The sequence below is a fragment of the Microbacterium sp. genome (assembly GCF_031178525.1).
In the GTDB taxonomy this organism is placed as follows: domain Bacteria; phylum Actinomycetota; class Actinomycetes; order Actinomycetales; family Microbacteriaceae; genus Microbacterium.
Genome location: NZ_JAPSJA010000083.1, coordinates 1 through 10,343, shown reverse-complemented (window position 1 = coordinate 10,343; position 10,343 = coordinate 1). Strand labels below are relative to the sequence as shown.

The window sequence follows — 10,343 nt, the reverse complement described above, 5'->3', positions numbered from 1 at the left end:
ATGCGCGCGTCGATGCGGCCGAGCTCGGCCTCCCACTGCTCGAGCTCGCCGCGCCAATGGCGCACGTGGTCGTCGAAGAACGCACGTGCCGCGGGCGGCGAAGCGGCCTCGAGGTACGCGGCCTTGAGGCTCGCGGGCTCGCGCACGCGCGTGTAGGCGAGCGGCTCCTCCATCCAGCCGACGTACGCCCGCTCGCCGTCCTCGGTGAGGTGATAGACGCGGCGCGTGCCGCGCTCGCCGCGGGGCTGGTCCTCGCCGACCACGAGCCCCTCGCTCTCCATCTTCCGCAGCTCGGGGTAGATCTGGCTGTCCGGCGCGTGCCACAGGTGCCCGACCGACACCTGGAACTGCTTCTGCAGGTCGTATCCCGACAGCGGCCCGACGCGCAGCAGCGCCATGAGCGCGTATCGCAGGCTCATCCGCTCACCCCCTTGATCCTTCGTCCACTTCTATACGACCGGGGGCCCGGGCGCGAACCGGCCCGGACCCCCGTCGTCACCGCGCTCGATCAGCCCTTGTACCCGGTGCGCCATCCGCCCTGGTAGGTCTGACGGGCGACCGTCGAGTACGGCACGGGGCTGACGACCACGCGCACCTCGAACTGCTCGTGCGGCTCGACCGAGGCCTTGCTCGAGCCGCCGTCCGGCTCGCCCCAGACCACCTTCAGCTCGGTGCCCTCGGGCACGTCGGGGTCGACGGTGCCGAGGGAGAGACCGCGCTTCTCGTTCGCGCTATAGCCCGTGAACATCGAGAAGCCGACCGTGGTGCCGTCGGCGTCCACGACGCGGTCGTAGTTCGCTGAGCCGTAGTTCGCGAGCGGCAGGTCGAAGAACTTGTACTGCGGGCCCTCGACGTCGAGCAGCGACGTCCAGACCTTGCCGAGGTCCTCGGCGTTCCAGGCGAGCGTCACCTTCTTGCGCTGCGACGCGGGGTCGACCTTCTCGAGCGCGTCGCGGCCGATGAAGTCGTGGTCGAACTTCACGAACGAGCCGTAGCCCAGCTCCCACGGCGTGAGCTCGTAGTCCGCGATGTCCTCCGACACGAACGAGCCGGCGAGCGTGCCGGTTGCCTCGTAGCTGTCGGCGGGCAGCCACTCGCGATAGGCCCGCTCGGCCTCGCCCGAGTAGATGGCAGGCAGCGGCGAGGGGATCCAGCCCGATTCCAGGGTGTTGGACGGGTAGGCGCGGGAGCCCACGGGGACAAGGCCGAACTCGGCGCCCGCCTCGACGATCGCGTCGCGGATCGCGTGGTGGTCGGCGTACGGACCCCAGATCTCCAGGCCGGGGGCACCGGCCATGCCGTGGCGCAGCGTGCGCACGGTCCTGCCGGCGATCTGCATGGTCGACATGTTGAAGAACTTCAGCTGCTCGAGCGGGCCGCCGTTGAGCTTCTCGATGACCTCCCACGCGCGCGGGCCCTGGATCTGGAAGCGGTAGTACTTGCGCTGCACCGCGTCGCCGTAGGGGCGCGACGGCGAGCGGCGGTCGACCTCGATGTCGAGGTTCGCGTAGCCGCCCTTCTCACCGTGGAAGAGCAGCCAGTTGGCGGCCGGCGCGCGGCCCACGTACACGTACTCGTCCTCGGCCTCGCGGAACAGGATGCCGTCGCCGATCACGCCGCCGGTCGAGCTGGTCGGCACGTACTGCTTGGCCTTGTCCACGGGGAAGTTCGCGACCGAGTTGATCGCGGTGTCGCTGATCAGCTTGATCGCGTCGGATCCCTTCAGGAACAGGTTGTCCATGTGGTGCGACTGGTCGTACAGGACGGCCGTCTCGCGCCACGCGCGCTGCTCCTTGATCCAGTTCTGGAAGTCGGCGGGCACGACGGGGTAGATGTACGAGCCGATCTGCGAGTTGCGCAGCAGGTCGACGGCCGATCCCTTGGCGTCGATGACTTCCTGCAGGTTCTTGTGTCCCACGATGAAACCTCTCTGTTGTGGTGGGTGGTGTGCGGGTGACTAGAAGACGATGGTGTGGTTGCCCTGGCGGATGACGCGGTCCTCGGCGTGCCACGCGACGGCGCGCGACAGCACGGCGCGCTCCACGTCGGCTCCGCGGCGCTGCAGGTCCTCTGCCGTGTCGACGTGCGTGACGCGCACGACGTCCTGCTCGATGATCGGACCCTCGTCGAGCTCCTCGGTGACGTAGTGCGCGGTCGCGCCGATGAGCTTGACGCCGCGCTCCTTCGCCTTGCGGTAGGGCCCTGCGCCGATGAAGGCGGGCAGGAACGAGTGGTGGATGTTGATGACCGGGACGCCGACCTTCTGCAGGAAGTCGCCCGAGATCACCTGCATGTACCGGGCGAGGACCACGAAGTCGACGTTGCCGTCCAGCAGCTTCAGGATCTGCGCCTCCGACTCGCTCTTGTCGGGCCCGGCCTGCGACTCGACGTGGAAGAACGGCACGCCGAACGTGCGGACGTCCTCGGCCGTGTTGGTGTGGTTCGAGATCACCATCGGCACCGTGACGGGCAGCTCGCCGCGGCGGTGACGCCACAGCAGGTCGAGCAGGCAGTGGTCGCTCTTGGACGCCAGGATCGCCATCCGCTTCGGCACCGACTGGTCCGTGAGCGTCCATTCCATGCCGAACGGCTCGAGCGTCTTCGCGAGATCCGCCTGGATGTCGGACATCGCGGCGACCAGGTCCGGCCGGTGGAAGACCACGCGCTGGAAGAAGTCGCCGCCGACGGGGTCGGACGAGTACTGGTCGAGCGAGACGATGTTGCCCTTGTTGCGCGTGATGAGCGCGGCGATCGCGGCGACGATGCCCGGCTGATCCGGGCCGTGCACGATCAGGCACGCGCGATCGAGCAGGGCGGGGTTGTGCAGGCTCATGCCGACACCTTCTGCTGATAGTCCCGCGCCCACTCGGCCGTCGCGCGCAGCCCGCCGAACGCGTACATGTGCAGCTTGACCTCGCCCGCTCCGCCGTCCGCGGCGAGCAGGTCGGCCAGCTCCGTGACGAACGTGTCGGGACCGGCGGTGCCGAGCAGGTTGGTGAGCGAGAAGCCGTACTTCTTGACGATCATCGCGTTCGCGCCGACGCCGAAGCGGCGGGCGAAGTTCAGCAGGCGCTTGATGCCCGCAGGGCCGGGCGTGCCGATGCGGATCGGCGCGTCGATGCCGCGGTCACGCACCCCGCGGATCCAGGTCGTGACCGGATCCGTGTCGAACGCGAACTGCGTCAGGAGGACGGCGCCGAGGCCCTGATCCTTGAGCGACTCGGCCTTCTTCTCGAGGTGGTCCCACAGCACGTCGGTCGAGATGTCCGGGTGGCCCTCCGGGTAACCGGAGATCGAGACCTCGCGCACGCCGTACGACTGCAGCACGCCCGACCTGATGACGTCGAACGCGCTGGCGTACGGTCCCTCCGGGGTGGCGGGGTCGCCGCCGACCGCGAACACGTGCTCGGTCGCGTCGACCTGCTGAAGCCGGTCGAGGAACTCCTCGAGCTGAGCCTGCGACGACAGGCGACGGGCGGAGATGTGCGGGATCGGGACGAAGCCCGCCTCCCTCACGGCCTTGGCCGCGGCCACCCGCATCTCCAGATCCTCGTTGCCGAGGAACGTCACGTTCACGCGCGTTCCCGGCGGGATCACATCCTGCGCTTCGTGAAGCCCTGGCACGTCCTTGCCGGTCATCTCGAGCGAGTAGTCAGCGGCGAGCCGCGCCTGCGGCGAGCTGAAGTCAGCCCTCAGAGAGTCGGACACTGGGTCGATCCTTCCGGTCTGCTGCGCCTCTTTGCGCATCCGCCAGGCACGTTACCTATGTGGATAGGGAATGTCCATAGGCAGTTCGGAAGAATCGGCCGGACGACCGGACGATCGCGCGCGTCAGCGGTCGAGCACGTACCGCTCGCGGCCGACGAGGATCCCGATCAGCGCCTGCGCAACGAGCAGCACGCCGCTGAACGCGAGCGGCGCGATCCACCCGCCGACCGTGGTGTGGAGCACGCCGAAGACGATCGGCGGGAACGCCGCGAAGGCGTAGCCGACCGACTGACCCATGCCCGACAGGGCGGAGGCGGTGTGGTGATCACGGGCGCGCGACGCCATGAGCGTGAGCGACATCGCCAGAGAGGCTCCGCTCGTGAGTCCCGCCAGCATCCCCCACCACAGGATGCCGCCGGGCGCCGCGATCATCCCCGCGATCGCGATCAGGGCGAGCACCGGAAGCAGCGCGGGCACCCAGCGCTCGAGGCGGCCCCGCAGCACGAGCGGCAGCGCGAGCGAGCTGATCACGCCCGTGAGCTGGAACATCATGGTGTCCACGCCGGACTGCGCCTCGCCGCGGCCGTACGAGATCGCCATCGGGGCGAGCCACGTCAGCAGCACGTAGAACAGCGAGGCCTGCACGCCGAAGTACGCGCCCACCTGCCACGCCACCGCGTCGCCCCACACGCTCGGCCCGCGCTTCGCGCCCGCCGGGCGCTTCACGCCCCGGCCGTGACCCGCACGGTGATGGTGCACCGCCCACAGCGCGAGCGCGACCGGCAGCGTCGCGCACACCGTGAGCAGCGCCATCCGCCAGCCCCACGCCTCGCCGCCGGTGACGATGTGCGAGATCGGCACCACGATGCCCGACGCGATCGCACCGCAGCCCGCCAGGAGCGCCGTGTACAGCGCGGTGACGGCGGGCACGCGGGTGCCGAACGACTGCTTCACCACGGCGGGCAGCAGCACGTTCGCCGCCGCGAGCGAGACGCCGATCACGGCCGTGCCGAACCAGAGGGTCGCGACGGGCCAGCCCTCCGCGGGGACGAAGGGGAGCGAGCGGATCACCGTGCCGGCCGTGAGCAGCATCAGCGAGACCGTCAGCACCCGGTTGAGCCCCCAGCGCTGGGCGGCGGTGTGCGCGAGCGGCGAGCACAGCGCCCATGCGACGAGCGGCACGGAGGTCAGGGCGCTGAGCACCGCGAGGGACACGCCCGTGTCGGCCGTGAGCTGCTCCAGCAGCGGGCCGATGCCCGTGATCGTCGCGCGCATGTTCACGGCGATCAGGCACAGCGTCAGGAGCAGGAACCCGAGGTGGACGCGGCGCTCGACGGTTCGGGGTCCGGCTGGCTGCTCGTCGTCGCTCACAGGCCGTGACTCTATCCGGGGGCTCGGCAGGGCCCCGAGTCGCAGGGTCCCGGTGAGTGGGACGACGCCCGTTCCGCGTGGCGGCGTTCGGGTCCGATCACTCGGGCGGCGCCACGGCCAGCCGGTAGAGGACGCGGGGTCTGCCCCGCCTGCCGTAGCTGTGGGACAGGGCGATCTGGCCGGACGCCTCGAGGTGGTCGAGATACCTGCGCGCCGTGGCGCGGGAGATGCCGCATGCCGCCGCCAGATCGGATGCCGACACGGGGCGCACCGGGTCCAGCGCGGCGATCACACGATCCAGCGTGACCTCGGCGAGGCCCTTGGGAAGACGGGCGTGCGCCACCGTCGCGGCGCCGGCCTCCGCGGGCGCCGGAGTCCGAGGCGGCACTGCCAGCGTGCCGGTGGAGAGCAGCCGGTCGATCTCCCCCTGCCCCAGGGGGAGAGCGCGCGCCGCCTCGCTCCGAGCGCGCGACTCGCTCGCGTAGCGCAGGAGCCGCTGCTGCAGGACATCCTGGGTGAACGGCTTGACCAGATAGCCCACCACGTGCGCGGCCAGCGCCTGCCGGACGGTCACCTGATCGTGGGACGAGCTGATCACGAACACGTCGGGGCTGTCCGCGCCGAGCGTGCGGAGGCGATGCAGGACCTCGATGCCGCTGATGTCGGGCAGGCGCATGTCGAGCAGGACGAGATCCACGCGCCCGCCCTGGGCGAGCGCAGATCGTCCCGTCGCCGCGGTCCCGGCCACGAAGAAGCCGGGCGTCTCGGCGACGAAGCGGCTGTGGAGCGCCCGCGCGCCCTGATCGTCGTCGACGATCAGCACCCCGAGTGCCGCGCTCATCGCTCGTCCGCCAGATCGAAGTCGAAGCGCGTGCCGCCGCGCGCCGTGCGCCTGAGCTCGATCGTGCCGCCGCGGGACGTGACGGTCCGTCGCACGAGGTCGAGGCCCAGTCCGCGTCCCGCGCCCGACGCATCCGGCTTCGACGAGTATCCGCGCGTGAAGACGCGATCGATGTCGGCCGGGTCGATCCCGGGACCGTCGTCGACGACAGACCCGACGAAGCGGCCGTCGATGTGCCGCAGCGTGCATCGCACGGACGCCGCCCCCGCCTCCGCGCCGTTGCGGGACAGATTCGCGAAGACGAGCAGAACGCCCTCGTCGATCGGGATGTCCATGTCCATGTCGGTCTCGAGCCGCGTGCCGAGAGCGCCGAGCTCGGTGCGCAGCGCCTCGATGCTCGCGCTGAGCAGCCCCGTGGGCCGTGCCGATCCGTCACCGCCGGAGGTCAGCACGGGCACGATGCCGTCGATGTACTGCAGCGCCTCCTCCTTGTCGCCGTGCGACACCAGACCGTGGATCACGTGCAGTCGCGTGCCGAACTCGTGTGACTGCTCACGCAGCGCCGCGGTCACGTGGCGCAGCTGCTCGTGCTGCGCCTGCACTGCGTCGAGTCGGCGGAAGCGCCGTTCGATCGCCGCGGCGAGCAGCGAGCTCGCCAGCGTCGCGGCCACGAGCGCGGCGAACGTCCAGGGCAGCAGGCTGCCCATCGCCTCGTCCCGCTGCGCGGAGATGCTCGACTCCAGGATGCCCACCGCCACCATGCCCACGACGTCCTCGTCGGCGGCTCGCACGGGCACCTTGGCGCGCAGCGACGGGCCGGAGGGCCCCGTCTCTGTGCCGAGGAACTCCTCGCCCGCGAGCACGGCATCCGTCGTCGTGGCGACCTGGACCCCCCGCTGCGCCGGGTCGGGGTGCGTGATCCGCACGCCCTCGTCGTCGGTGATCACGACGTAGTAGACACCGGCGGTGCGCTCGACGAGGTCGGCCAGCGGCTGCAGCGCGGCGGTCGCCGACGCGAGGTCCGCCGCGTCGGCCGTGTCGCCCGGCGTGCCGGCGGGTGCCGCGGCCCCGAGGGCCGTGCGCACCTCGCGCAGCGCCGCCAGGCCGGTGGCGACCTCGTGGACGCGCTGCGCGGTCGTGTCCCGGATGCTGCGCTCCTGCAGTGTGATCGCCACGACGGTCGTCAGCGCGACCGCCGCGAGCACGATCACCGACGGCAGCACGATCATCACGCGTCGGACGGCGCGTGCCTGCGTGTCCAGTCCGATCCTTCTCATCTCCTCGCGTGTCCGCGGCCGTGAGCATCAATGGTCACAACGCCTCAGGCCGGGGCGGCCCGCGCCACGGCGGCTCATCCTATTACCCGTCTTGCGGCGACGACGATGTCCGCACGAAGGAGCAGAGATGACCAGAGACGAACCCGATTCCGGACGCCGCGAGCGCGCGTCCGTGCGCCGACTGATCCCGCGGATCGTCGGCGGAGCGTTCGCCACCGCGGTGGTCGGCACGGCCGTCTACGGGTCGGTCGCGTCCGCCGCCGCGGGAGCCGACCTCCGCTCGTCGATGACCATCATCGCCCCGGCCGCGGCCGGTGGCGGGTGGGACGGCGTCGCCCGCGAGATGCAGCAGGCCCAGAAGGCCAACGGCCTCGTCAACAACGTCCAGGTGGTCAACATGCCCGGCGCCGGCGGGACGATCGCCCTCGGCAACGTCTCGGTGCTGGAGGGGCAGCCGAACAATCTGCTCGTCGGCGGCACGGGCCTTCTGGCCGCCACGATCCAGTTCGGCTCCGACGCCACGCTCGACGACGTCACGCCGGTCGCGGCGATGGTCGAGGAGTACGACGTCATCGTCGTCCCCGCCGACTCGCCCTACGAGACCCTCGACGATCTCGTCGAGGCCTGGCGCGAGGATCCCCAGGCGCTGCCGTGGACCGGCGGCGGATCCTTCGATCAGCTCGTGGTCACGGATCTCGCGCTCGCCGCGGGGATCCGTCCGACGCAGACCACGTACATCTCCTCGGACGGCGGCGGCGAGGCGATCCAGGCGCTCCTGAACGGGACAGCACAGGCCGCGGCCGGCGGATACCCCGACAACGTCGATCAGATCGAATCGGGCAACCTGCGGGCTCTTGCGCTCGTCTCCGAGGAGCCGATCGAGGGCATCGACATCCCGACGGCGGCGGAGCAGGGATACGACGTCTCGCTGACGAACTGGCGGATGGTGGCGGCGCCCTCCGGACTGACCGAGGCCGAGACGCAGGAACTCACGGATGTCGTGCTCGAGACGCTCGAGACCCCCGAGTGGCGGGATGCGGTCGAGCGATACCACTGGACCGAGCGCGTGATCACGGGCGACGAGCTGACGGAGTTCCTCCAGGTCGAGCACTCCCGGATCGCGGCGCTGTACGAGGAGATGGGGCGATGAGGGCTTCGAACAATCCGACCGCGCTGTCCGTGGTGGTCGGCGACGGCATCTCGCTGGGCGGTGGGCCCCGCGCCGTGACGACCCTGGTGAGGGACCTGCTCATGCCGGCGGTCCTGGCCGGCTTCGCCACCTACCTGGTGGTCGGGATCGTCACCATGGAGGTCCCGGAGGGGACGGCCTTCCCCGGGCCGCAGTTCTTCCCCGGCGTCATCGCGGCGGGGCTGTACCTGTTCGCGATCGTGCTCGGATGGGAAGCGGTGCGGGACTGGCGGGGCGGCGAAACGCAGCGCGAGGATCCCGGCCCGGAGGTCGACGCCGCGACCCCCGCCGCGTCCGCGCAGACGACCCGCGTGGACTGGGCCTCGCTGGCGTGGGTCGTGGGGTCCTTCCTCGCCTTCGCCCTGCTGCTGGACGTGCTCGGCTGGGTCCTCGCCGCTGCTCTGCTCTTCGTGGGCGTCACCCGCGGCTTCGCGTCGCCGCGGTGGCTGTTCAACGCGCTCGTCGGGCTCACGCTGAGCTCGCTCACCTACGTCGTGTTCGACATGGTCCTCGGCATGCCCCTTCCCTCGGGCCTGCTCGGATGGAGGTTCTGAGATGGATGTCCTGCTCCTCCTGGCGGACGGCTTCGCCGGCGCCCTCACGTGGCAGAACCTGATCTGGGTGCTCGTCGGCTGCCTGCTCGGCACCGCGGTCGGCGTTCTGCCCGGTCTGGGTTCGTCCATGGCGGTCGCGCTCCTGCTGCCCGTGACCTTCGCGCTCGAGCCGACGGCCGCCTTCATCATGTTCGCGGGCGTGTACTTCGGCGGCCTGTTCGGCGATTCGACCATGGGCATCCTGATGAACACGCCGGGTCAGGCCTCGGCGATCGCCTCGACCTTCGAGGGCCACAAGATGGCTCTGAACGGGCGGGCGGCGCAGGCCCTCGCGACCGCCGCGATCGGCGCGTTCATCGGCGGATTCATCGCGTCGATCGCCCTGGTCTTCCTCGCGCCGGTCCTCGCCGACCTGTCGAGCAGGTTCGGTCCCGCCGAGTTCTTCGCGCTGGCGGTCTTCGCGTTCGCGGCCACGTCGTCAGTCGTCACGGACAGTCCCGCCCGCGGGCTGGCCTCGCTCTTCCTGGGGCTGGGCATCGCGGTGATCGGGGTCGACGGCGTGTCGGGAGCAGCGCGGTTCACGATGGACTCGCCGAACCTGTTCGACGGCATCTCGCTCGTCACCGTCACCGTGGCGATTCTCGCCCTCGGCGAGGTGATCTACGTCGCGTGCCTCGAGAGGCGGCTGGGCGGCAAGGCGATCATCACGCCCACCGGGCGGCCCTGGCTGTCGCGCCGGGAGGTCAAGGAAGCCGCACCGGCGTGGCTCCGCGGCACGGCGATCGGCCTTCCGTTCGGCGTCATCCCGGCGGGAGGGTCGGAGATCCCCACCTTCCTGGCCTTCGGGGTGGAGAAGCGGCTCGACGCGCGCCGGAGGACCCCTCGGTTCGGCACCGGTGCGATCCGCGGTCTCGCCGCCCCGGAGGCGGCGGGCAATGCGACGACGGGCATGGCGATGGGGTCGCTGCTCGCCCTCGGGCTGCCGATCTCCGCGACGGCCGCGATCATGCTCGCCGCCTTCCGGCAGTACGGGCTGCAGCCGGGGCCGCTGCTGTTCGAGCGCGCACCCGACCTTGTGTGGTCGCTGCTGGCGAGCTTCTTCATCGCCATGATCGTGCTGCTCGTGCTGAACCTGCCGTTCGCCATGCTGTGGGCGAAACTGCTGCTGATCCCGCGCCCGTACCTGTTCGCCGGCATCACGGTGTTCTGCGCGCTGGGCACGTACGCGACGAGCGGATCGAGGTTCGATCTGCTCCTCCTGCTGGCGATCGGCGTCGTCGGCTTCGTGATGCGTGCGGCGGACTATCCGCTCGCGCCGCTGATCATCGGGATGGTGCTCGGCCCGCTCGCGGAGACGAGCCTGCGCGACGCCACGATGAGCGCGAACGGAGACTTCTCCGTGC

At 70.6% G+C, this 10,343-nt stretch carries 10 protein-coding genes; 3 read left to right on the top strand and 7 right to left on the bottom strand.

Going from position 1 to position 10,343, the window contains the following annotated elements; genetic code table 11:
• From RIF89_RS07325 to RIF89_RS07295, 7 genes are all read right to left on the bottom strand, one after another.
• Positions 1-419 (bottom strand): PadR family transcriptional regulator (locus tag RIF89_RS07325; RefSeq protein ID WP_309068471.1); only part of this gene is annotated, 419 nt, incomplete at its 3' end.
• Positions 420-508: 89 nt separating this feature from the next.
• Positions 509-1,918, bottom strand: coding sequence for an aminomethyl transferase family protein (locus RIF89_RS07320; protein ID WP_309068470.1), 1,410 nt, complete (start codon positions 1,916-1,918; stop codon positions 509-511).
• 39 nt (positions 1,919-1,957) lie between these two features.
• The gene (gene purU, locus RIF89_RS07315) at positions 1,958-2,833 is read right to left on the bottom strand and encodes a formyltetrahydrofolate deformylase (RefSeq protein ID WP_309068469.1); all 876 of its coding nucleotides are present in this window, start codon (positions 2,831-2,833) and stop codon (positions 1,958-1,960) included.
• The gene (locus RIF89_RS07310) at positions 2,830-3,639 is read right to left on the bottom strand and encodes a methylenetetrahydrofolate reductase (RefSeq protein ID WP_309068472.1); all 810 of its coding nucleotides are present in this window, start codon (positions 3,637-3,639) and stop codon (positions 2,830-2,832) included. Before RIF89_RS07310 ends, purU begins: the two co-directional genes overlap by 4 nt.
• A 192-nt stretch (positions 3,640-3,831) precedes the next feature.
• Positions 3,832-5,079, bottom strand: a complete 1,248-nt coding sequence (locus RIF89_RS07305; RefSeq protein ID WP_309068468.1) for an MFS transporter — start codon at positions 5,077-5,079, stop codon at positions 3,832-3,834.
• Between the two features lie 97 nt (positions 5,080-5,176).
• Positions 5,177-5,920: a response regulator gene (locus RIF89_RS07300; RefSeq protein WP_309068467.1), complete on the bottom strand. Its 744-nt coding sequence runs from the start codon at positions 5,918-5,920 to the stop codon at positions 5,177-5,179.
• Positions 5,917-7,197, bottom strand: a complete 1,281-nt coding sequence (locus tag RIF89_RS07295) for an ATP-binding protein (RefSeq protein WP_309068466.1) — start codon at positions 7,195-7,197, stop codon at positions 5,917-5,919. The genes RIF89_RS07300 and RIF89_RS07295 overlap by 4 nt, the downstream gene beginning before the upstream one ends.
• A gap of 127 nt (positions 7,198-7,324) precedes the next feature.
• Between RIF89_RS07295 and RIF89_RS07290 the strand changes: the two genes are divergently transcribed.
• The 3 genes from RIF89_RS07290 to RIF89_RS07280 all read left to right on the top strand — a co-directional run.
• Entirely contained in the window at positions 7,325-8,347 is a 1,023-nt protein-coding gene (locus tag RIF89_RS07290; protein ID WP_309068465.1) for a tripartite tricarboxylate transporter substrate-binding protein, read from the top strand.
• The gene (locus tag RIF89_RS07285) at positions 8,344-8,940 is read left to right on the top strand and encodes a tripartite tricarboxylate transporter TctB family protein (protein ID WP_309068464.1); all 597 of its coding nucleotides are present in this window, start codon (positions 8,344-8,346) and stop codon (positions 8,938-8,940) included. The genes RIF89_RS07290 and RIF89_RS07285 overlap by 4 nt, the downstream gene beginning before the upstream one ends.
• A 1-nt stretch (position 8,941) precedes the next feature.
• Positions 8,942-10,343 (top strand): tripartite tricarboxylate transporter permease (locus tag RIF89_RS07280; RefSeq protein WP_309068463.1); only part of this gene is annotated, 1,402 nt, incomplete at its 3' end.

Coding starts and splice junctions, on each gene's coding strand:
- purU (WP_309068469.1), bottom strand. CDS start 2,833: ATGAGCCTGCACAACCCCGCCCTGCTCGATCGCGCGTGCCTGATCGTG.
- RIF89_RS07310 (WP_309068472.1), bottom strand. CDS start 3,639: ATGACCGGCAAGGACGTGCCAGGGCTTCACGAAGCGCAGGATGTGATC.
- RIF89_RS07300 (WP_309068467.1), bottom strand. CDS start 5,920: ATGAGCGCGGCACTCGGGGTGCTGATCGTCGACGACGATCAGGGCGCG.
- RIF89_RS07295 (WP_309068466.1), bottom strand. CDS start 7,197: ATGAGAAGGATCGGACTGGACACGCAGGCACGCGCCGTCCGACGCGTG.
- RIF89_RS07290 (WP_309068465.1), top strand. CDS start 7,325: ATGACCAGAGACGAACCCGATTCCGGACGCCGCGAGCGCGCGTCCGTG.
- RIF89_RS07285 (WP_309068464.1), top strand. CDS start 8,344: ATGAGGGCTTCGAACAATCCGACCGCGCTGTCCGTGGTGGTCGGCGAC.